The organism is Streptosporangium sp. NBC_01755 (assembly GCF_035917995.1).
GTDB lineage: Bacteria > Actinomycetota > Actinomycetes > Streptosporangiales > Streptosporangiaceae > Streptosporangium.
The window spans coordinates 7,255,516-7,277,909 of record NZ_CP109131.1 but is presented as its reverse complement, the minus strand read 5'-3'; the positions used below and the strand labels follow the sequence as shown (position 1 = coordinate 7,277,909).

General features: G+C 71.8%; 17 protein-coding genes and 1 pseudogene. 8 read left to right on the top strand and 10 right to left on the bottom strand.

Features of this window, described 5'->3' with window-relative positions; all coding sequences use genetic code 11:
- Window positions 1-98: 98 nt before the first annotated feature.
- The 5 genes from OG884_RS33605 to OG884_RS33585 form a co-directional block, all read right to left on the bottom strand.
- A complete protein-coding gene (locus tag OG884_RS33605) occupies window positions 99-1,106 on the bottom strand; it encodes a FecCD family ABC transporter permease (protein WP_326647084.1) in 1,008 nt (335 codons plus the stop codon).
- Window positions 1,107-1,108: 2 nt separating this feature from the next.
- Window positions 1,109-2,125, bottom strand: a complete 1,017-nt coding sequence (locus OG884_RS33600; RefSeq protein WP_326639607.1) for a FecCD family ABC transporter permease — start codon at window positions 2,123-2,125, stop codon at window positions 1,109-1,111.
- Window positions 2,126-2,458: 333 nt separating this feature from the next.
- A complete protein-coding gene (locus OG884_RS33595) occupies window positions 2,459-3,850 on the bottom strand; it encodes a helix-turn-helix transcriptional regulator (RefSeq protein ID WP_326639605.1) in 1,392 nt (463 codons plus the stop codon).
- 281 nt (window positions 3,851-4,131) lie between these two features.
- Window positions 4,132-5,937 carry a hypothetical protein gene (locus OG884_RS33590; RefSeq protein ID WP_326639603.1) on the bottom strand — a complete coding sequence of 602 codons (1,806 nt, stop codon included), beginning with the start codon at window positions 5,935-5,937 and terminating at the stop codon, window positions 4,132-4,134.
- A 1,354-nt stretch (window positions 5,938-7,291) separates the two neighbouring features.
- Entirely contained in the window at window positions 7,292-8,152 is an 861-nt protein-coding gene (locus tag OG884_RS33585) for a DUF4132 domain-containing protein (RefSeq protein ID WP_326639601.1), read from the bottom strand.
- Window positions 8,153-8,347: 195 nt separating this feature from the next.
- Here OG884_RS33585 and OG884_RS33580 point away from each other — a divergent pair, with 195 nt between their 5' ends.
- Both OG884_RS33580 and OG884_RS33575 read left to right on the top strand, forming a co-directional pair.
- A complete protein-coding gene (locus tag OG884_RS33580) occupies window positions 8,348-8,905 on the top strand; it encodes a hypothetical protein (protein ID WP_326639599.1) in 558 nt (185 codons plus the stop codon).
- Window positions 8,906-9,174: 269 nt separating this feature from the next.
- A complete protein-coding gene (locus OG884_RS33575; RefSeq protein ID WP_326639598.1) occupies window positions 9,175-9,753 on the top strand; it encodes an HAD-IA family hydrolase in 579 nt (192 codons plus the stop codon).
- A gap of 23 nt (window positions 9,754-9,776) precedes the next feature.
- Here OG884_RS33575 and cydB read toward each other — a convergent pair whose 3' ends face one another.
- Window positions 9,777-10,772: a cytochrome d ubiquinol oxidase subunit II gene (gene cydB / locus OG884_RS33570; protein ID WP_326639596.1), complete on the bottom strand. Its 996-nt coding sequence runs from the start codon at window positions 10,770-10,772 to the stop codon at window positions 9,777-9,779.
- Between the two features lie 21 nt (window positions 10,773-10,793).
- Window positions 10,794-12,179 (bottom strand): cytochrome ubiquinol oxidase subunit I, encoded by a 1,386-nt coding sequence (locus tag OG884_RS33565; RefSeq protein WP_326639595.1) that lies wholly within the window; start codon window positions 12,177-12,179, stop codon window positions 10,794-10,796.
- Between the two features lie 311 nt (window positions 12,180-12,490).
- Here OG884_RS33565 and OG884_RS33560 point away from each other — a divergent pair, with 311 nt between their 5' ends.
- From OG884_RS33560 to OG884_RS33545, 4 genes and pseudogenes are all read left to right on the top strand, one after another.
- Entirely contained in the window at window positions 12,491-13,165 is a 675-nt protein-coding gene (locus OG884_RS33560; RefSeq protein WP_326639593.1) for a pyridoxamine 5'-phosphate oxidase family protein, read from the top strand.
- Between the two features lie 11 nt (window positions 13,166-13,176).
- Complete coding sequence (locus tag OG884_RS33555; RefSeq protein WP_326639592.1) at window positions 13,177-14,184, top strand: zinc-binding alcohol dehydrogenase family protein; 1,008 nt, start codon at window positions 13,177-13,179, stop codon at window positions 14,182-14,184.
- Window positions 14,185-14,395: 211 nt separating this feature from the next.
- Window positions 14,396-14,959: a hypothetical protein gene (locus OG884_RS33550; protein WP_326639591.1), complete on the top strand. Its 564-nt coding sequence runs from the start codon at window positions 14,396-14,398 to the stop codon at window positions 14,957-14,959.
- 324 nt (window positions 14,960-15,283) lie between these two features.
- Window positions 15,284-16,240 (top strand): annotated as a pseudogene (locus OG884_RS33545) (RNA polymerase sigma factor); the annotation flags it as partial.
- 120 nt (window positions 16,241-16,360) lie between these two features.
- Here OG884_RS33545 and OG884_RS33540 read toward each other — a convergent pair.
- Complete coding sequence (locus tag OG884_RS33540; protein WP_326639590.1) at window positions 16,361-17,533, bottom strand: UDP-N-acetylglucosamine--N-acetylmuramyl-(pentapeptide) pyrophosphoryl-undecaprenol N-acetylglucosamine transferase; 1,173 nt, start codon at window positions 17,531-17,533, stop codon at window positions 16,361-16,363.
- A gap of 217 nt (window positions 17,534-17,750) precedes the next feature.
- On the opposite strand from OG884_RS33540, the gene OG884_RS33535 reads away from it, so the two are divergent.
- Window positions 17,751-18,965, top strand: coding sequence for a leucine-rich repeat domain-containing protein (locus OG884_RS33535; RefSeq protein ID WP_326639587.1), 1,215 nt, complete (start codon window positions 17,751-17,753; stop codon window positions 18,963-18,965).
- A gap of 153 nt (window positions 18,966-19,118) precedes the next feature.
- Here OG884_RS33535 and OG884_RS33530 read toward each other — a convergent pair whose 3' ends face one another.
- Together OG884_RS33530 and OG884_RS33525 are read right to left on the bottom strand one after the other, a co-directional pair.
- Window positions 19,119-20,219 (bottom strand): winged helix DNA-binding domain-containing protein, encoded by a 1,101-nt coding sequence (locus tag OG884_RS33530; RefSeq protein WP_326639585.1) that lies wholly within the window; start codon window positions 20,217-20,219, stop codon window positions 19,119-19,121.
- A 142-nt stretch (window positions 20,220-20,361) separates the two neighbouring features.
- Window positions 20,362-21,159, bottom strand: coding sequence for a GNAT family N-acetyltransferase (locus OG884_RS33525; protein ID WP_326639583.1), 798 nt, complete (start codon window positions 21,157-21,159; stop codon window positions 20,362-20,364).
- 187 nt (window positions 21,160-21,346) lie between these two features.
- Between OG884_RS33525 and OG884_RS33520 the strand changes: the two genes are divergently transcribed.
- Window positions 21,347-22,321, top strand: coding sequence for a tyrosine-type recombinase/integrase (locus OG884_RS33520; protein WP_326639581.1), 975 nt, complete (start codon window positions 21,347-21,349; stop codon window positions 22,319-22,321).
- Window positions 22,322-22,394: the final 73 nt, after the last annotated feature.

Here is a 22,394-nt window from a genome sequence, read left to right as displayed (position 1 = left end):
CGCGGTGGCTCCATCACGCCGGCGGCCACCATGTCGACGTCCAGGTGCGGCCGCTCGTCTCCCACCGGCCGCGCGCCCCGCTCACGCCCCCGCCCCCCTCATCTGTCACTCGACAGCAACCAGACCAGGTAGAGGCCGCCCAGCACGCCGGTGACCACGCCGACCGGCGGCGTGACCGGCAGATGCAGCGTCACCAGGTCACTGAAGACGAGCAGCGCCGCGCCCATCAGTGCGGCCGGCACGGGCTGCGTGCCCGGCCGGCGGGTGAGCCTCCGCACCAGCTGCGGCGCGGCCAGCGCGACGAACGGGACCGGTCCCACCGCCGCGGTCGCCACCGCCACCAGCCCCACGCCTGTCACCACGAGCGCGGCCCGCGTCCGCTGGACCGGCACACCGAGCGCCTGGGCCGCGTCGTCCCCGAGCTCACCCATCCGCAGCCGGCGCCCGAACGCCAGCGCGACCGGAACGAGCACGGCCATGGCGACGGCCAGCGGCCACGCGTGCTGCCAGCCCCTGCCGGTCAGGCTGCCGGTGAGCCAGAACGCCGCCTCGTACGCCTCGCGCAGCTCGGCCCGGGTGACGAGGTAGACGTTGAACGACTCGAGCATCGCGGCCGCGGCGACCCCGACCAGCACCAGCCGGTAGCCGTGCACCCCGCCGCGGTAGGCGACCAGGTAGACGGCGAGCGCGGTCAGCACCGCGCCGAGGACGGAACTGGCCGCGATGGCTGCGGTGCCGCCGCCGACGACCAGGATCTGCAGTAGCGCGCCGGTGGCCGAACCCGTGGTGAACCCGATGAGGTCGGGGCTGCCCAGCGGGTTGCGCGTGATGCTCTGGAAGATCGCACCGCTCAGGCCCAGTGCCGCTCCGGCGAGCAGGCCGGTGATGGCCCTGGGCAGGCGCAACGTGAGCACGATGAACTCCGTCGCGCGCTCCCCCCGCCCGGTCAGCGCTCCCACCACCTCGGTGACGGAGATGGGGAAGTCTCCACTGCCGACCACGAGCAGCGCCGCTCCCAGTGCGATGCCCGCCAGCGCGACGCACACCGCGACGGCCCGCGGCCGCCACCGCACCGACATGGCCCCGACGCGCAGCACACGATTCATGCTCACAGCTGAGGAACCCTTCCACGACGGACCATCAGTGCCAGGAGGGGAGCGCCCAGGAAGGCGGTGACGATGCCCGTCTCCAGCTCACCGGGCGCCGCGACCACGCGACCGACGATGTCCGCGCCGAGCAGCAGCACCGGCGCCAGCAGCAACGAGTACGGCAGCACCCAGCGCTGGTCCGGGCCGACCAGCACCCGGACCACGAAGGGCACCGCCAGCCCGATGAAGGCGATCGGCCCCACCGCCGCCGTCGCGGCACCACACAGCACCACGACCGCCAGCGCCCCGAGCGCGCGGGTCCGGCCCGCGCGTACGCCCAGCGCCTGCCCCGTGTCCTCTCCCAGGGCCAGCGCGTTGAGCGGGCGCGCCAGGCAGAGCGCCAGCACCGTCCCCACCAGCAGGAACGGGCCGAGCTGCGCGAAGACTCCGAGGTCGCGTCCGGACAGCGAGCCCACCTGCCAGAACCGGAAGCCGTTGAAGCCACGCGGGCTGAGCAGCATCACCCCCGCCGTCAGCGAGCTGAACACCGCGTTGATCCCGGCCCCGGCCAGGACCAGCCGCGCGGGGGTGGCACCGGAACGGCCGCGCGCCCCGATCGCGTAGACCAACAGCGCCGCCCCGGCGGCCCCGAGAAACGCCGCCCACACATAGACGAGAACCTCGTCCACCCGGAACAGACCGATCACCGTCACGACCGCCATCGCCGCGCCGCCGTTGACGCCGAGCAGGCCGGGCTCGGCCAGAGGATTACGGGTCAGCGCCTGCATGAGCGCGCCGGCCAGGCCCAGGGCCGCCCCGACGGCCACACCCAGCAGTGTGCGCGGCAGCCGCAACTCCTGAATGATCAGCGCGTTCTCCGAGCCGTCGGGGGTGAACACGCCCAAGAGGACCTGGTTCAACGGGATCTGCTTGGCACCGATCGCGATGCCTGCCAGCACGGTGAGCAGCAGCAGGCCGCCGAGCAGACAGAGACCGGCCAGCCGTCTTTGGACATGGCTCTTTGCGGGGGGAGGCACAGAGATTAAGTTAGCCTAACCTAACAATAATGGCGACGGGCGGCCCTGAGGGCACGCACGAATTCCACCGGCCGAATTCCGCCGCCTACATCGGCATCTTCAAAGTCGTTCAACAATCCGGCATGCCCACCGCAGGGTCTCACCGGCACCTTCGACTGTTCGCCCTCTGCCCGCCGGAGGCGCTCCAGCAGCGCCCCGACAGCGCCCCGACAGTGCTCCGACCAACCCGCCCGGTGTGGCGAATCTCGACACCGAGGGCCGGAACGGGCCGCCACGACCGGCTCCGTCCCCGCTCGTCGCGTCGAGTGGGGAGGGAGCCGGCCCCGCGGGCGATCAGCCGGCCGTCGACCTGTGCGCAGCGCCGAGGTGCGCAGGAATAGCGGGAGTCACCACCTCACGCCATGCCGAACCGGGTGGCGTTTCCATACGCGAGCAGATCCCCACGGTTTCGAGCGCCCTGCGATAGGCGTTCGTCTGCCTCTCCGGCGATCCGGCCCGCCCCCAGAGGTCACCGATCTCGCGCCAGAGCCTGGCCGACTGCCGGTCGGTGAAGGAGGCCGGCGTGGCGACCGGATCGGCGAGCGACTCCTGCGCCAGAGCCAGAGCCGGGCCGCCGTCTTTGGAGCGTGCCAAGGCGAGCTCGGCCAGGACCAGGTACGCCATGGCCGGCACCGTCCCGCGCGCACCGGCGAGCAGGCCAAGAGCGCGGTCCGACAGGTCGGCGGCGGCGTCCACGTCGCCGGAGCGCAGCCGCACGCGGGAGAGCACGATCAGGCTCCGGGCGTGCTCGACCGTCCCCGGTGACAGGCGCGTGAGGACCTCGGCCGCGGAGGCGGCGAACTCGCCCGCCCGGTCAAGGCCGGCGCCCTCGGGGCTCGCAGCGGTGATCCACGCCCAGCACATCGCGCTCCGGACGTAGTCGGAGGCCATCCGCGTGGGCCGACCGACGGCGATGGCGTCCTCCGCGAGCCGCAGGGCGAGCGCGGAGTCCTTCTCCGCCGCGGCCATACCGACCTGCCAGAGGCTGAGAACCTCCGGACCACGGTCGACGGCGTCGGGCATGCCGGACGCCGACAGCACCCGCTCGGCATATGCCAGGTCGATCTCCGTCTCGGCGAGCACCACGGCGAGGTCGAGGGCCAGAGCCCCCTGGTCGAGCCCGAGCCGGACGGCCTGGGCCAGAGCCTCCAACCCGAGATCCCGGGCGCGTAGCATGTCACCGGCTCGGTGATAGCAACGGCAGAGTGCCACGACGAGCGGTAGGTCCGCGAGACGCTCGGGATGCGCCGCGGCCTCGCGGCGAAGCCGCTCGTAGGCCTCGACCGCCTGAGCCGTGTGCCCCTGGGCCTCCAGCGTGCGAGCCTGGCCGAACCTCGCCTGCGCGGCCAGGGCGGCATTGTCGTCACCCGCGGCCCTGACCGCTTCCGCGAAACGATCGGCCGCCACGGCCGGGTCCCCGTGACACAACTCCAGCTCGGCGTGACGCAGGGCGAGCCCGATGTCGACGCGCTGGTGCGGCTCGATCCCGTGGAGCAGGAACTCGATGCCGCAGCCGAGCCGCTCGGCGAGCAGGCGTGTGACGTTCGGGGTGGGATTCCGCTTCCCTGACTCGATGAGCGAGACATAACTGTCGGACAGGTCGGGCCCGGCCAACTGCGCCTGGGACATGTGCCTGCTCAACCGCAATCCGCGGATGCGGTCACCGATGCTTGCTTGACCGGCCATCACCACACCCGTTCCACCGGCGGCACGATGAGATCCACGCCCCACTCCTTACGCACGGTTTATTGTCAATTACAGTAGATCGTACTGCCCTCTGTGGCCAGCATTGTCGCGCTCCAAATAAGATCACGAACAGTTCACGACCCCATCAGGCCCCGACGGTGAGATCGAAGCCGGGCACACGACCACGACGGCCGCGACCCGGCTCTGACAACGCCGTGAGGCCCCGGTACGGGCGAGCGGTCACGGCCACTCCTGACCACTTCCTGGCGCCACCATCGATGTCATCCGGCCGGCTCTCCAAAAGCGCGGCGGACCTGGCCGTCGTGCCAGGACGCCCGGACCAGTGCCCGTTCCGTGGCCGTGAGATGGACGGCGGCGGCGAGCCACGTCCAGGCGTACAGGTCGCCGCCGGGGTCGGCCAGGCGGCCGAACACGTCGCGGGTGCGGCGGTCGGCCTCCGCGGTGAGCACACCGACGAGGTCGGCGGCGGTCTCGAAGCCGGCGCGGCGGAGCCCGGCCCGCTGGGCGAGGGAGTCTCCGCGCGCGGACTCGGCGACCGCCCGCCGCCCGCCGGAGACGGCCAGCTCCACCAGGTGGCGCACCCGCCACAGGGGGGAGGCCGCCACCAGGTCCGTACCGGCCTCGGTCGCCTCCTCCCAGGGGCGGCACTCCTCGCGGGACGGGAGGTATGAGCCTCGCAGGCGGTCGTACCCGAGATCGGCCCGGTCCATCCACTCGGCGGGCAGGCGCAACGTCGGACCGGCTCCGGGAACCGGACCGATCGCGAGCGGGCGCAGGGTGGCGGCCCTGTCGGGGTCCAACCTGCCGACCGCCCGTACCCGCAGCCCCGGCCTGGACGCGAGCTGTCGCAGGTTGGCGACATGGGCCAGATCGGGATGGGAGTCGGCGGGCGCGAGCCGGATCAGCGGTCCCGCCTCCCCCGAGACCACCGGTCCCGGGAGAGGACACGCGGCGCCGGAAGGCCCGGCGGGCGCGGGGAACGATCCGGCTCCACCGTCCTGCTCCTCACGTGGCGGCAGCTCGCGGGCGAGCACCCGGTCTCCCTCGGCGCCGACGATCACCAGATCGCATCCGACCGGCTGTCCCGTTCCTCCGCCGTCCTGCGGATCCTCCCAGGGGTTCCCGGAGAACGTCACGTCGGCGGTCTCGGCGAGCGGCCTGGCGAACAGGGCCGCCAGCGGCGAGGCCGACCAGGACAGACCGGCGACGGGATTGGCCCGTACGCCGCGGCCCGCCCCGAGACGCCCTTCGGGGGAGATCGTCGCACCGGAGATCAGCAGCCCCCCTCTGGCCAGCCGGGCGTGGTCGAGAGCCGCGGCGCCGAGCGCGACCGTGGCGGTGGCGGCACCGCGGGCACGTGCCGATCCCCCGGGCCTGACGTCCGCGACGGAGAACCAGCGGCCGTCCTCGGCGACGAGGTGGGTGACCACCCCTCCATAGCCGGTGGCGCTGATCACCGGTTCCCGGCAGACCCCGTACACCCTCAGTCCCTCGCCCTGCCGGTAGGCACGGCGAGCGGTTCCCACCAGGGCTGGATCGGGGTCGGCCGCGGCGAGCCTGCCCGCGGTCAGCAGGAGCTCCCGGAGCGCGGAGACCAGGTCGGCGAGGCGGTGGCCGTCATGGCGTGCGCGGGCGGCACGCAGGCCCCGCACGACGCGCAGGGCGGCGGCGAGGAACCCGGGCATGCTCAGCCTGCCGTCCGCCATGCCGGACGGGTCGTGCTCGCGCCAGTGCTCGACGTCGCCGTCCCATGTCCAGAACGAGGTTCCGTCCCCGATCAGCCGGCGCCTGCGGGGCACCGCGGTGTCACCCGGGTACAGCACACCGGCGCCCGTGACCCTCCCGCCGCCGGGCAGGGGCAGGGTGACCGTGTCGGCGCCCAGCATCCACCTGTTGTCCGTCCCCTCCAGCATCAGGATCGTGCCCGCCGAGGAGTGCCAGTATCCGCGCAGCTCGTCGCCCGCGCCGTAGGTGTGCCAGTAGACGAGCAACTCGCCGTCGACGTGGTGGAAGCCGGGATCTCCCCAGGTGCCGTCCGGGGCGGGGCGCAGGTCGTGGGTAAGCACGGTCCCTTCCGGGCCGATCACCCTGGCCTGGGAGGGACCCGAGACGATCAGGTTCGGCCAGGCGCCGGCGACCTCGATCCGGTTCAGGTCGTTCGGACCGACGAGGGCGGCGACCGCCTCGTCCCAGGCGGGCCAGCCCAGCTCGTCGAGGAGCCCGCCGCGCAGCGTCCTGGCGAGCTCGGCCGTCGGCGGGACGCTCCTGCTTGGGCACCTCCTCGCCTCCCAGCAGGCCCCCGGTGGCGCCCGACGCCTCCAGCACCTCCAGCCAGAGGGCGGGCATCTCGTCGTCGCCGTTGGCGGGCATCATGGTCAGCAGCGTCCCGCGGATCGCGGGCTCCCTCCGCGCGAGGGCCACCAGGGCGGGGCGATGCGTCTTCCACCAGCCCGGCGGCGCCCCGGAGGTGGCGGGCAGGCCGAGCAGATCCGCCAGGTACGCCTGCTCCTCGGTGTCCGCGTCGCGCCCGGCGGCCCTGGCCAGGCGGCGTAGCTCGGCGGCCATCTGTGCGGACGGCGACAATCCGGCCGCCGTGCGGCGCACGCACAACCGGTGGACCCTGCGCAGGGCCTCGTCGGCCGGCACCCGGCCAGCCAGCTCCTTCGCGTACGCCGACAGGGCCTTGACCGGCAGGGCTCCCGCCAGCGCGAACTCCAGGAACACCGCGGCGAGGCGGTCCTCGTCGACGGGCAGGCCGTGCTCGGTCTCGGCCCTGCGCGCCTGGGTGAACAGCTGCGCCGCATAGGCGGTGTTCTCCACCGAGAGGAACACCCGGCCCGCCTGTTCGAGGAACGTCGGCAGGAAGTGCGGGACGGCCCCGGCCAGCTGCGTTGCGAGCCGCTGGTAGGCGTCGAGGGCGGCCTTCGGCTTGGACTTCGCCTGCCTGCCCGCGCGGTCCAGCTCCGGTACCAGGGCGAGTGCGTGGTGACCGTCCCGCGGGTGATGCACGAGCACCCACTCGGGGAACCCGAGCGAGCGCCGCAGGCCCAGCCCGACGACGACCGGCTCTCCGTCCGGCTCCAGCCCGAGGAAGCGCGCCGCGGCATCCTCCGCGGCGCCCAGTTCCTCGGCGACCAGGCGCACCACCACCCGGTCCTCCAGCCCGGGGTGCCGGTAGGCGCGCGCGGTCAGCGGCACCGCCCGCTCGCCGCCCCCGCTCGTGCCGGACGGCAGAACCGCCCCGGCCTCCAGCAGCTCCCGCGCGGCGGCCACGACTCCCACCCGCTCCGGCTCCCCGGCCCCGTTCTCCGGCCCCGTTCTCCGGCCCGGACGGCTCGAACGGTCCCGCTTCCCGCGGGTCGTGAACCTCGGAGGTACTCGCCGACGCCGCCGACGCCGACGCCGCCGACATGGTGTGACTCACGTGTTCGTTCCCTTCTCGACGTCCCGTCCGGCGTACAGCGCCGCGGCCATGCGCATTCCCTCCGACCAGGCCACCGGGCCGACCTCCCGCAGCGGCAGCCGCCTGCCCTCCCGGTCGTGCCAGGTCAGGTTGCCCGTCTTGGTCTCACCGTCCCAGTAGGGCTCTCCGATCCACACCGACGCCTCGGCGCTTCGCCCCGCGTCGCGCACCGCGCAGGTGGCGTAGCCGCCGGAAACGCGGTAGCCGAGCGAGGTCGCGCGGGCGGCGAGGCCGAACCGGGAGGCGAACCTCCCCCCGGCGAACTCCTTCACCTCGCCGGTCTTCTCCCCGGGATCGCCGGGCCTGGCCCAGGTCGCCCGGTGGATCTGCTCGACCCGCTGGATCACGCCCAGCTCCGCGGCGAACTCCCTCAGGTCCTCCAGGTCCGGCAGCAGCACCGGATGCGGCAGGGTCACCGTCTTTGAGGACAGCCGGACGGTCTCGCCGTCCAGATTCACCGACCGCAGCTCACCGGAGGCCGTGACGTCCCACAGGAAACCCACCTCGGCGTCGCCGACCACCACCAGATCGCGCAGCACCGACCGCCACGCCTCGTCCGGCCACAACCGGGCCACCAACTCGGTGGGGACCGGCAGGGATGACACCATCCAGGCGTCCACCCGTGCCACACAGGCGGCCTCGTGCCGGTCGAGCCACTCGGCCAGGCGGCGCAGCCGCTCGACCTCGGGATGCTCGCGCACCTGCTTGGGCAGCGACTTCAGCCGCCGTCCCGCCGCCCGGCCGGCGGTGGCCCTCGCCGCCACCCGGCCCTCCACAAGAGCGACCTCATACCCGTCGCCCGCCGCCAGCCAGCCCAAGGGATCCCGCCTCTCACCACGCACGGATTGCCGACGCCCGCGGGGATTTCCTCACCCGCGACCGTGATGCGCGGAACGTTGACGCCCCTGACCGACAAACCCGTACTCGGCGTCGAGTACGAGACCTGCCGGCCGCGGAGTCCAGCGGTGCGGCCGCGCGTTCCGCGGGCGGCACCCGCTCGATAGGTTGCCGAGATGGCGACGATCCCCGTGAACGGCCACGCGCCGCGGATAGCGGCTTGGCTGCGCGCCCGCCCCGCGCGGGCGGGGCGCACCCGCGTCCTGGCCGTCGAGGGGCGGTCGGGGTCGGGTAAGTCCACCCTCGCCACCGCCGTGGCCGCGGAACTGGCCGCTCCCGTCGTACGGATGGACGACCTCTACCCGGGGTGGGACGGCCTGCTGGGCGGGGTCGACGCGCTGGCCGAGTGGGTCCTGCGGCCGCTGAGCCTGGACCGGCCCGCGCGGTGGCGACGCTACGACTGGGGGGAGGGCGCCTACGCCGAGTGGCACGAGGTTCCGGGCACCGGGACCCTGGTCGTCGACGGCGCCGGCTCCGGCGCCCTCGCCGCCGCGCCGTACCTGAGCGGCCTGCTCTGGCTGGAGGCGGCGGACGAGGTGCGCAGGACCCGCGCGCTGGGGCGCGACGGCGATCTCTACGCCCCGCACTGGGAGCGCTGGGCGTCCCAGGAGGAGGATTTTCACGCCCGCGACGACGTCCGTGCCCGCGCCGATCTGACGATCGTCACCGGCTGAGGTGCCAGGCCGCCGAACGGCGGACGGGCGGGACGGTGGCGATGCCCTCGGTCTCGATGACAGGCCGGGACGGACGGTATGCACACTGATGTGATATTCCTCGGGGAAGGCCGCCCGGCAACCCCGGGCTCCAGGGCGCGCGTTCGCGACCACCCTTGAGGAGCCTGTCGAGAAATCCGATCCTGTCGGGCCTGGAGGGCCCCTCCAACCCGGCGCGGCGGGCAGGCTGTAGATGCGCGACCCATACCGCCCCATAGCAAGGAGAGCCTGTGACCACGTGGATGCTGCTTGACTACGGCGAGGTCATCTCCATGCCGCAGCCCGCCGAGGAGGTAGCGGTCATGGCGGAGCTCTCCGGCCAGGATCTCGCGACCTTCCGTGACCGCTACTGGCGCCACCGCGACGCCTACGACCTCGGCCAGGCCCCCCACTCGTACTGGAGCGAGGTCGTAGGCCGAAGGCTCGACGACGGCGATCCCCTCGTGGCCAGGCTCGACGCGGCCGACACCGCGAGCTGGTCCCACCTCGACCCCGAGACCCTGCGCGTGATCGAGGGGTTCGCCGGGAGCCACCGGCTCGCCCTGCTCTCCAACGCCCCCGAGTCGCTGGCGGCGGCCATCGACGACGCCCCGTGGTCCGCGGCGTTCGCCCATCGCTTCTACAGCTGCCGCCTGGCCCTGGCCAAGCCGGACGCCGCCATCTTCGAACGGGTCCTGCACCGGCTCGACGCCGCCCCCGGTGACGTCACCTTCCTCGACGACCGGGCGGTCAACGTCCGTGCCGCGGCGGCGCTCGGTATCAACGCCGTCCTTCACCCGGCTCGGCCGTCCTCCTGGCACGAGGGCTGACGGATCCGGGTTCGTCGCAGACGTCACGCCGCGCGGGCGTCTCCGTGGTCGGTGCGGGTCAGCCGGCGGCGGAACACCCAGTAGGTCCAGCCCTGGTAGGCGAGGACCAGCGGGGTGAAGACGACGGCGACCCACGTCATCACCGTGAGCGTGTACGGGGTGGAGGCGGCGTTGTCGACGTTCAGGCTGTTGGCCGGGTCCAGCGCGGGCATCACGTCGGGCCAGAGGTTACCGAAGAGGGTGACCGTGACGGCGATGACGGCGACCGCGTTGGCGGTGAAGGCCCAGCCGTCGCGGCCGCGCAGGGTGGCGAGCAGCGCGCCTGCGATCCCGGCGGCGGCCAGCGCCGCGCTCGCCCAGGTGGCGGGCCTGCCGTTCATGAGCTGGGTGGCGGTCAGGAAGGCTCCGCCCACGACCAGCGTGGCCACGGCGAGCCTCTTCGCCATGACGGCCGAGCGGGCGCGCAGGTCGCCATCGGTGCGCAGCGTCAGGAAGAGCGCGCCGTGCAGCACGAACAGCGAGAGCGTGGCCAGGCCGCCCAGCAGCGCGTACGGGTTGAGCAGGGTGAGCAGCGTCCCGGTGTACTCGTGGTCGGCGTCCAGCGGGACGCCCCGGACGATGTTGGCGAAGGCCACACCCCACAGGAAGGCGGGGAGCAGCGATCCGATGAACAGCGTACGGTCCCAGCCTCGGGAGCTGTCGCTCTTGTTGCGGTACTCGATGGCCACGCCGCGCAGGATGAGCGCGACGAGGATGAGGAACAGCGGCAGGTAGAAGCCGCTGAACAGGGTCGCGTACCACTCGGGGAAGGCGGCGAACGTCGCGCCTCCGGCGACCAGCAGCCAGACCTCGTTGCCGTCCCAGACCGGCCCGATGGTGGCCAGGACGGTCCTGCGGTCGGCCTCGTCCCTGCCCAGCAGCGGCAGCAGGACGCCGACCCCGAAGTCGAATCCCTCCAGGACGAAGTAGCCGGTCCACAACACGGCGATGAGCACGAACCAGACGGTGGTGAGTTCCATGGGGGTTCCTTGGTGGGTGCCTCAGTAGGAGAGCGCGGGGACGGCGTCGGCGGGTTTCTCGCCGGCTTCGTCCTCGGGACCGAGGCGGATGAACTTGAGGAGCAGCCGGACCTCGATCGCCGCGAGCACGGCGTACAGCAGGGTGAAACCGACCAGCGTGATCGCGACCTCGGTGATGTCGACGCCGGGTGAGACGGCGGCCGCGGTACGCATGAGCCCGAAGACGGTCCAGGGCTGGCGGCCCATCTCGGTGAAGATCCACCCCAGCGAGTTGGCCAGGAAGGGCAGGGCGATGCCGGCGATGGCGATCCGGTGGAACCACGGGCCGGCCGGGAGCCTGCGGCGCCGGGTGAGCCAGAGCCCGGCCAGGGCCGGCAGCGCGGCCAGCGCGCCGAAGCCGATCATCAGCCGGAAGGACCAGTAGGCGAGACCGACCACCGGCCGGTAGTCGCCGGGACCGTAGATGGCCTCGTAGCGGGCCTGGATGTCGTTGATCCCTTCCACCCGGCCGTCCAGCGTGTTGGTGGACAACAGGCTGAGCCCGTAGGGGACCTGTAGGTTGATGTGGTTTCGGCCGTTCTGGACGTCGCCGACGGCGAACAGCGAGAAGCCGGCGGAGGTCTCGTCCTCCCACAGCGCCTCGGCGGCGGCCATCTTCATCGGCTGCTGCTCGGTCATGATCTGCGCCTGCCAGTGCCCGGAGGCGGCCACCCCGACCGAGGCGACCAGGGTGACGGCCATGGCCACCCGCGCCGAGACGCGGAAGAGCTCCACGTGCCTCTTTCTGAGCAGCTGCCAGGCGCTCACCCCGGCGACGAACGTCCCGGCGGCGATGAACGCGCCGAACAGCACGTGCGGGAAGGTGACCAGGGTGGTGGAGTTGGTGAGCACCGCCCAGATATCGGTGAGCTCCGCGCGGCCGGTCTGCGGGTTGAGGCGGTAGCCGACCGGGTGCTGCATCCAGGAGTTGGCGGCGAGGATGAAGTAGGCCGACAGGTTGGTGCCGATCGCGGCGATCCAGATCGTGGCCAGGTGGACCCTGGGTGACAGCCTCTCCCAGCCGAAGATCCACAGTCCGAGGAAGGTGGACTCCAGGAAGAAGGCCATCAGTCCCTCCATCGCCAGCGGCGCGCCGAACACGTCACCGACGAAGCGAGAGTAGTCACTCCAGTTCATCCCGAACTGGAACTCCTGCACGATGCCGGTGACCACCCCCATCGCGAAGTTGATCAAGAATAGGCGTCCCCAGAACTTCGTCATCCGCAGGTAGGTGGGATTTCCCGTACGGTGCCAGGCGGTCTGGAATCCCGCAACGAGCACCGACAGGCCGATCGTCAGCGGCACGAACAGGAAGTGGTAGACCGTCGTAATCCCGAACTGCCAGCGCGACAGGTCCAAGACGTCCATTGATGCTCCGTCTCACGAGTGATATCTCGGCAAGAATCCCGATTCGGGAGGGTTACCGCGTAGGGCCGCCGGGCCCTGATCGCAAGGACCTTGGTCCCGTCGTCCCCGTACCGGTGACTTACGGCCCTCCCCGCGGAAGCTCACCGACGGCGGCGAGGTTTCCGCAGGTGATGACCACCGCTATGGCCTCGGGCCGCGACGGGTTAGGGGCGCGCGAGGGCGGGGAGGCCTCAGGTGATGCCGATCGGGGGCGCGGAGCCGGAGGAGCCCCGGACTCGCAGCGACATCGATCTTCTCAGTGGGAGAAACCCATGACCGGACGCATATCGGCGCCGGGCGACCTTGGCCGCCGGATCGCCAGACGACGCGAGGATCTCGGCCTCAGCCGGGAGGAGCTGGCGAGGCGGGCCGGAATCGATCCCGGTTATCTCGCCTACCTGGAGGAGTCCGTGGCCTCACCGAACACCGGCACTGTGAACCGCGTGGCCACCGCCCTGGACACCAGGCCCGAGGAACTGCTGGGCAGGTACACCGACCTGCCGCCCGGCCACGGCCGGGCGACAGGTCACACCGAGCTGGAGAAGCTCGACCGGGACGAGTGCCTGCGGCTCATCACCCCCGGCGGGGTGGGCAGGATCGCCTTCGAGGAGGCCGAGGGTCCGGTGATCCTGCCGGTCAACTACGCCCTGTACGGCAACTCGGTGATCTTCCGCACCGCCTTCGGCGGCCCGCTCGACGCCCCCCTGCGCACCGAGGTTCAGGGGGCCGAGTCCAAGGTCGCCTTCGAGGTCGACCGGATCGACGACGCCTGCCAGGAGGGCTGGAGCGTGCTGGTGCGCGGCGGGATCCACCGCGTCTCCTCCGAGGAGGACCGGGCCGCCCTGGCGGCGCTGGGCGTCCGGCCGTGGGCGGGAGGCGAACGGGAGCTGTACGTGCGGATCGCCGCCACCGAGGTCACCGGCCGACGCATCCGGCGCGGCGTGTGATCCCCGAGGAGATGGACGCCTGGGTCGTCGCCCACCCCGGGCCGATCCGCTCGCATCCCCTGCGGAGGGTCCGCGTTCCGGTTCCCGCCCCCGGGCCCGGTGAGGTGCTGGTCCGCGTCGAGGCCTGCGCGGTCTGCCGGACCGACCTGCACCTTGCCGAGGGCGATCTCCGGCCGCGCCGTCCGAGGATCACACCCGGTCACGAGGCTGTGGGCCGGGTGGTGGCCGCCGGCCCCGACGCCGGGCGGCTGTCGCCGGGCACCCGGGTGGGCGCGGCCTGGCTCCGCTCGACCTGCGGTCACTGCCGCTACTGCCTGCGGGGCTCGGAGAACCTCTGCCCCCACTCGGCCTACACCGGCTGGGACGCCGACGGCGGCTACGCCGAATACCTGACCGTCCCCGAGGACTTCGCCTACCCGCTTCCGCAGGAGACGCCGGCGGAGAAGCTGGCACCGCTGCTGTGCGCGGGGATCATCGGCTACCGCGCCCTGCTCCGCAGCGACCTTCCCTCCGGCGGGCGCCTGGGCATCTACGGCTTCGGCGCCTCCGCACACCTGACCGCGCAGATCGCCATCGCCCAGGGCGCGACGGTGCACGTGCTGACCCGCTCGGCCAGAGCCCGGGAACTGGCCATGACGCTTGGCGCGGCCTCGGCGGGCGACGCCGCGGACGCCCCGCCCGAGCCATTGGACTCGGCGATCCTGTTCGCCCCGGTGGGCGAGCTGGTACCGGTCGCACTGGCCGCGCTGGACCGGGGCGGAACCCTCGCGGTGGCGGGCATCCATCTCAGTGACATCCCGCCTCTGACCTACCGGCGCCACCTGTTCCAGGAGCGCACCCTGCGCAGCGTCACCGCCAACACCCGGGCCGACGGCCGGGCCTACCTGGAACTCACCGCGCTCCACCCGCCCCGGGTGACCACGCTGCCCTACCCTCTGGCCGAGGCCGACCGGGCCCTGGCCGATCTGGCCGCCGACCGCGTCGAAGGCGCCGCCGTCCTGACGCTCTCCTCCCCCTGACCGGATCCCGGCGAAGGTGAGGTCACGCCCGAATCCACCTGGAACGATCCAGGGTTTCACCTCCCCGTGACCACCGCCAGGGCATGCGGTACGGGCACCCCAAGCAGTCTCTTGCTCGCCAAAGGTTCCGACATCTTCGCAAAACCGGCGAAAAGACGCAGCAAATACGAATTATTTTGACCTGCCACCGAGGATTGGCCATATTTACGCAATGATCAATCTACGCCCCCTCGCCGGAGCGATCCTCACATCCGTTCTGCTGACCGGCTACGCCGCCGCCCCCGCGACCGCCTCGACCGCCTCGACCGCCTCGACCGCCTCGACCGCCTCGACCGCCTCGACCGCCTCGACCGCGAAGACCATCACGGTCTCCACCACTGAGGCGGCGGCACGACCGAGTAACGGAAAGATCCTCTACTCCCGCTACAGCCCCGGACAGGGCACCCTGAAGGTCAAGAACGGCAACCGGACGGATGCCGTCATCACCCTGGTCCGCGGCAGGTCCAAGGCGCTCAGCGTCTACGTCCGCGCACGGTCCACCGCCACCGTCAGGGTGGTCAGGGACGGCACCTACACCATCTTCTACACCTCCGGCTACAGGTTCAGCACCTCCAGCGGCAGGTTCACCCGCAACCCCTCCTACCAGCGCTTCGACAACCGGCTGAGGTTCGTCACGACCTCCAGCAGCTCGACCATCTGGACCCTCACCCTCACCCCCAGCAGGGGTGGCAACGCCCGCACCCGCGGCGTCTCCCCCGGCGACTTCCCGGCCTGATCCCGCGGGGCCTCGCCCCCCCGACCACCATCGCGACACCCGCAGCGTCACCGAAGGGCGGCCGGGGCGCCTTCCCACCCGGAAAGGCGGTCCGGCCGCCCACTCGGCGGCAGAACCCGACGACCGCCCCCATGAGAGCCCCGGCGGCGAAGGATCTCCGCTCCCGGCGAAGAACACGACGGCGAGCCAGGCGCCGCAGCACACCTTCGCGGGACGTACCTTGAACTGCACGGGTTGTTGTATCTGACCAGACCCGGGGAAGGTGTGAACGCCATGGAAGCCGCCACCGTGGAAGGCACCGTTGAGGAAGAAGACGAGATCGTCCTGACCGACGACGACGAGATGCCCGCAGCCCTGGAGGCGAGCGTCGGAGCGAGCACCGACCCGGTCAAGGACTATCTCAAACAGATCGGCAGGATTCCCCTGCTCAACGCCGAGCAGGAGGTCGAGCTCGCCAGGCGCATCGAGGCCGGCCTGTTCGCCACCGAACGGCTCAACGACAGCGACCGGCTCCAGCCCGACGTGCGCGCGGAGCTCGAATGGCTCGCCGAGGACGGCCACCGCGCCAAGAACCACCTTCTGGAGGCGAACCTGCGCCTGGTGGTGTCGCTGGCCAAGCGCCACACCGGCCGGGGCATGCTGTTCCTGGACCTGATCCAGGAGGGCAACCTGGGATTGATCCGCGCCGTGGAGAAGTTCGACTACACCAAGGGGTTCAAGTTCTCCACATACGCCACCTGGTGGATCAAGCAGGCGATCACCCGGGCACTCGCCGACCAGGCCCGCACCATCCGCATCCCCGTGCACATGGTCGAAGTGATCAACAAGCTGGCGCGCGTGCACCGGCAGATGACGACGGACCTGGGCCGCGAGCCCACCCCCGAGGAACTGGCCGTGGAGCTGGAGATGACCCCGGAGCGGGTCGTCGAGGTCCAGGGGTACGGTCGAGAGCCGATCTCCCTGCACAGCCCGCTGGGCACCGAGGGCGACAGCGAGTTCGGCGACCTCATCGAGGACTCCGAGGCGATCACCCCCGAGGACGCGGTGGCCGCCGCGCTGCTCCAGGAACAGCTGCACACGATCCTGGAGGCACTGTCGGAGCGTGAGGCCGGGGTGGTGGCGATGCGGTTCGGGCTCGGCGACGGACGGCCGAAGACCCTGGAGGAGATCGGCCGCGCCTACGGGGTCACCCGCGAGCGCATCCGGCAGATCGAGTCCAAGACCATGACGAAGCTGCGCCACCCCTCGCGTTCACGTGCCCTGCGCGACTACCTGACCTGACCGAACGAGCTCCACGGCCGCTCCCGCCCCTCCGAGGTCTTCGCCCGGCGCATCGCCGCTGACGGGGCCGCGCCGTGGACGGACTCGACGGGAATGTCCAGCGGCCGCGGCCCCGCCGGTTCAGCCGGCCCTGCCGTCCGCTCTCGCCTCCTCCAGAAGCACCAGGGCCAGGGCGTCGGCGGCGTCGACACGGCCGAGGGAGCCGGCGGCGCCGGCCATGGCGGCGCGGGCGCCCGGGTCCCGCAGGAGCGCGTCCAGCTCGGCCAGGAGCGCCTCGGCGGTGGGACCGTTCTCCAGGAGGGCCCGGGCGGCGCCCGCCTCGGCGAGGTAACGGGCGTTCTGACGCTGCTCGTCGGCCGCGGAGGGCACCAGAGGAATGAGGACGGACGCCTTGCCGACGGCGGTCAACTCGGCGACGGTGCCCGCGCCGCTGCGGGAGACCACGACGTCGGCGGCGGCGAACACGTCGGCCAGCTCCGCACCGACGTACGGCACGGGATGGTAACGATCGCGCAGCCGCTCGGGGAGCCCTGCGGCGGTACGGGTGAGCTGACCGATCCAGTCGGGGCCGCACTGGTGGAGCACCTGCGCCCGGGCGAGCAGCTCGGGCAGGATCGTCTCGACCATGGTGTTGATCTGGCGACTTCCCTGCGCGCCGCCGGTCACGTAGACCACGGGCAGGTCGGGTGAGAGCCCGAAGTGACGCCGCCCCGCGTCGACGTTGCCGCGCAACAGGTGGGGACGGACCGGGTTGCCGGTGACGACGGCCCGGTCGCGCACCCCGGGGGGCAGGTGCTCGATCGAGGAGGGGTGGGTCAGCGCGATCCGCCGGGCGAAGCGCGACAGGATGCGGTTGGCCAGCCCCAACGAGGTGATCTGCTCGTGCATGACCAGCGGGCGGCCGAGCACCCGGGAGGCGACGCCCAGCGGCACGCAGACGTACCCGCCGGTCGACAGCACCACGTCGGGGCGGTAGCGGGCGGCGATACCGAAGGCCTGGAGCACGCCGACGGGGATCCGGAACATGTCCGCGAGGTTGGTGGCCAGCTCACGCGGGTTGGGCGAGCGTCTGAGCTTCCCGGCCTTGATGGCCCGGAACGGGATGCCGTGCTCCGCCGCGATGCGGGCCTCCAGGCCGGTCGCCGTACCGACCCAGAGCACGTCCAGGTCGATCCCCCGCGCGCCGGCGTGGTCGCGCAGGGCCGCGACGGTGGTCAGCGCGGGGTAGGTGTGGCCACCGGTTCCGCCTCCGGTGACGAGCAACCGCAGGGTCCGGTGATTTCCGGCCTCCATATGTCTATCCATCCTTCCGATGTCACGATGATTCGTGTTCGCGAGGCGCACCGGAGTTCTCCGGGACCCCGGGCACGGTACCCGAGGTCCCGGCGAAGATCCATTTTGCCCTTCGCCGCCGGGTGGTCGCGCCCGGTGGTTTCTCCGACACGCCCGGCATCCGGGAGCGTCGCTCGAACGGCGCGCGGCATTCGTTGCGGTGAGTACCGTATGCGACATGGATTTGACGGAAGAGCATTTCTCCGAGGCGTCGGAGCGTCTTGGTGAGGCGCTGGCGGTGCTCCGACAGCGGGCCGGGGCCGGCTCGGAGGCGCTGGACTATTTCGGCGACGTCGCCGAAGAGCTGCATCCGATCGGATCCTGGCTACGGAGACCGGCCCAGGCCGGAGAGTGGCCGCACCACATCATGCCCCCCGTCTACGGCCTGCTGTTCGCTCAGGCGTGGTCGCTGACCTTTCCCGGCGAGGCACCTTCGGTCTTCCCCGACGGCACGGAGCGGACCGAGTCCGGGTGGACCGTGCACCGGGCCACCATCTGGTTCGGCGACACCTACGTTCCCGGGTGGCTGGATGTGAAGGCGCCGCTGATCGTGATCGGTTCACTGGTGGTGGAGGGACTCCTCGACGACGGCGACGTCTCGGAGAGCTACCTCGCGGTGACCGGCGACCTGCGGGCCCGCGCGATCCACAGCGCGGCGGACCACCTGGTACTCGGCACCGTCGCCGCGGGAGTGATCTTCTGTTCGGGCAACGACGGGTCCCTCGTCGCGGGCGGGGACATCGTGGCGGACCTGTTCGTGCCCGCCGAACACGCCTACGAGCACTACGGCCTGCTGCGGGCCGGGGTCGTCGGCGCCGGTGACCGCGCCGACATCGTGGCCGAGCGGCTGGCGCCGTGGCTGCCCTCGGGCTACGTCCGCCTCGGCGGGCCGGGCGAGCCGGTGGACCGCTGGCGTGTCCTGCAGGAGGCCGCCGCCGGGCGGTCACCGGTGCTCGCCCAGCCCCGGCCGGTGATACTCCCGCCTCCGGCGCTCCTGCTCTCGGCCCTCGCCGCACCGGCCGGGGTGACGGAGCTCGACCTGTCCGGCAACCGCCTGCACCGCGTCCCCGAGAACATCTCGGCCCTCACCTCGCTGACCCGCCTGGACCTGGAGCACACACCGCTGACCGGCCTGGACGGCATCGAGGGCCTGCGCACGCTGGAGCACCTGTCGATCAGGAACACACCCGTGCGATCGCTGGCCCCGCTCCAGGCGCTGAAGGGCCTCCGCCATCTCGACGTCTCCTATTGCGAGGACGTCCAGGACTGGGCCGTCCTCCTCGACCTGCCCTCGCTCGACACGCTCGTCGCACACGGCTGCGCCCTTCCCGCGCACGTACGCGCGCAGCTGGTCGCCAGGCTCGGCGACCGAATCATCGGCCAGGGGCTATGAGCTGCTGGTCGTCTCGTCAGCGTTCATCAGTTTTCCTGTGGATTCCTCTGCCCGGCGGGCTACGGCATGCCCCACAACCACTCAGAGGTTCCCCTGCCGTGCATGTCCGGGCTCCGCACCGGAGGGCGGCGAAACCTCACGGAAGCGGCGCGGTCAGGCTTCGCGAAAGCGGACGGCGCGAGATGACGCCTCAGGGGCGACGAAGTCGAGCAGGCGAGCTCCCTCCACCTCCAGCGCCGCCCGCTCCCCCTCACTCACCTGCGCGAACAGCTCCACCTCCAGGACCGCCCCGTCCCGCTTCCCCGTCACCTTCCAGATGCCCCGTACGAAGCCGTCGACCAGCACCGTCGCCTTGATGATGCCGTTGACCGTGAAGATCCGCCCCCGATACTCCTCCTCCGTGATCCGGGTCCTGGTCCGCGGGGCGAACGACAGCAGCATGTTGTCGAACTCCGACAGGTAGCGCACCGGGGCAGGGGTCTCGGCACCCGGACGCGGCGCCTCGGGCAGGTCGAACAGCTCCGCACCGTCCTCGGTCGCGAAGTTCCGCAGCCCCATCCCGCGGACGACCTCCCCCAGGCGGGTCATGCCCGACCACTGCTGGACGTCCATCACGGTGGCGGGACCGTAGGCGGCGAGGTAGCGGCGGATCACCTCCTCGGCGGAGGGCCGCTCGTCCTGAGGCCGGCCCAGCCATGCCTCCGCGGTGGTGTGGGTGGCCTGGCCGCCCACACCCCAGATGCCTCTCGGCGGGACCTGTACCAACGCCAGTGTGTTGCGCACCCCGGCGGCCAGAGCCTCGGCGGGGGAATCCGGCCACCGCTCCCGCAGCGCCGCCCCGAGCTCGCGGAAGGTCAGCGGACGTTCCTCCACCAGCTTGCGCCCGACGACGGCGAGCTCGTCCAGGTCCACACCGGCCAGACCCTTGCCGTGCGTACCCCGCAGACCCCGCGCCAGCAGCGGTCCCAGCATCGGGCGAAGCGCCAGGCAGTCGTCGGCGGTGACCAGATGGATGGTGGAGCGCATCAGCGCCAGCCTCACCACCAGGCGCTCGTTGATCAGCCGGGCGAGGTCGTCGTGGGTGAACCCGGCCAGGCGGGCCCAGAGCCCGATGTAGGGAGGGTTGGGGGCCTGTGCCTGCATGCCGTACAGGCGCCGGACCGCCTCCAGCGCGGGCAACTCGGCGCGGGCCAGCAGCAACTGCCGCCCCAGAGTGGCCCGGTTGAGCGCGCGCCGGCTGAGCACCTCGGGCATGCGTGTCCTCTCATCGCGAGTCGCGGCGTCACGGTCTCACCCTTGAGCCACGTCAAGTTACCAAAACGAAATAATTCATTCCATATTGCTCTCACTGGGAAAGACCGATGAGAGCACGGGACCGTCCGCGAGCGGTGCCAGGTCAAAGGGTCGGCGGTACCCACACGTACGGCGTCGTCGTCGTGATCGCCTCCAGGCCAAGCCTGGTCAGGATCGGGCGGCTGCCATCGGAGGCGTCCACCTGCAGCAGGCGGAAGCCCCGCGCCACCGCCAACCCCGCCCGGTACGACACCATCGCCCGGTAGACACCCCTGCCCCGCCACTCCTTCAGGGTCGAACCGCCCCACAGCGAGACGAAATCGGTGCCCTCGTGGAAACGCACCCACGCCGCGCACACCACCTGCCCGCACGCCTCGGCGATCACCACCGCGCACGGGTCCCCGGGACCGGCGAGCTCGCGCTCCAGCATGCCGGGCAGCCAGCCGTGGTCTGTGTCCCAGACCGTCTCCTCCAGCTCACGGATGCACTCCAGGTCATCCCGGCCCGCCACCTCGCGCAACCGCACCCCGGCGGGTGGCGCGTGGACACCGGCCAGCTCACCGGCCTCGCCGACGAGCACCGTCTCCCGCTCCCCCGCCTCGAACCCGGCCATCGCGAGCCGCTCGGGCAGGTCGGCGGGCAGGTCATAACCGTGGTACTTCCACTCGACCTCGCGTCCGACCCGGGTGAAGAAGTCCCGCTGGCGCACGATGAAGGCGTCCAGCTCGACTCCCTCCAAACCACCAAGGTCGCGATATGTCAGGAAACCCTGGCCATGGCCGTTCGACACGATCCTCAGCAGCGGACCGATCCTCTCGGCCGTGCGGCCCGGCATCGGCCGGGCCCGAAGCTGCTCGTCATATGCCCGAAGATAGGCGGAAGCCCGCGATGAGATGTCCATTGGAAACAGCCAACCACACACTTATCGCCTTCGGCACGGCGTTGTGGAGCCGGACACGGTCCAGGCGCCGTTGCGGGAGCGGTGGCCGCCCTTCTCTCCGGCGAGGTCGCCCTCCTTTTCGTCGGGGATGAAGCTCGCGCCCACGGCTTCACGATATAGATCCATGACACCCGATAGGGTCGGCACGGTGAGCGTGCCAGCCGTCCCCGCCTCGCCCGGCCCCTCCATCGAGCCCGCGCGAGACCCCTACCGGGTGTATCTCGACTCCCTGACCAGCGCCGAGTCCCGCCGCACCATGCGCGGCTGCCTCGACAGGCTAGCGGCGCTCGTCTCCGGCGACGAGGTCTCCAGCGGCGCGGGCCGGCCCTGGCACCTGCTGCGCTACGAGCACACGGTGCGCATCCGCGCCCTGATGACCGAGCGCGGCTGGTCCCCCTCGTACGTCAACAAGCACCTGGTCGCGCTGCGCAGGGTACTGCGCGAGGCCTGGCGGCTCGGCCTGATGACCGCCGAGGAGTACCAGCGCGCCGCCGACCTGCCGACGGTCGAGCACACCCGCCTGCCAACGGGCCAGCACGTCCCCCCGGAGGTGGTGGGTGCCGCGCTCGCCGCCTGCGACCGCGACGACTCCCCCGCGGGGGTCCGCGACGCCGCCCTGCTGGCGGCGCTCTACTCCACCGGCTGCCGCCGCGCCGAGATCGCCGGGCTCTCGCTGGGCGACTACGACCCCGGCTCCCGCTCGCTGCGGGTGCGCGGCAAGCGCGACAAGGAGCGGATGGTCTACCTCACCACCGCGGCCATGGCCAGAATGGAGCGCTGGCTGGCCGTACGGGGCCGCCCCGCAGGTGCCCTGTTCTGCCCCATCAGCAAGCTCGGCCGACTGCGGACCAGGGACGGCGGGCCCGCGCCCATGACGGGCCAGGCCGTCGCCGACATCCTGGCCAGACGCCTGGCCGAGGCCGGGGCCGGGGCACGCACCCCGCACGACTTCAGGCGCACCTTCATCGGCGAGCTGCTCGACGCCGGGGTGGACCTGGCCACCGCGCAGGCCCTCGTCGGCCACTCCTCCCCCGCGACCACGGCCCGCTACGACCGCCGCCCCGAACGACGCCGCCGCGAGGCCGTCGACAGGATCACCCTGCCCGCCCCCAGACCGCTCTGACCGCCGGCGCGGAACCGGCCACCGTCCGAGATCGATACCGGCGGCCCCCTGATCGAAGCCCGATCTCGCCACG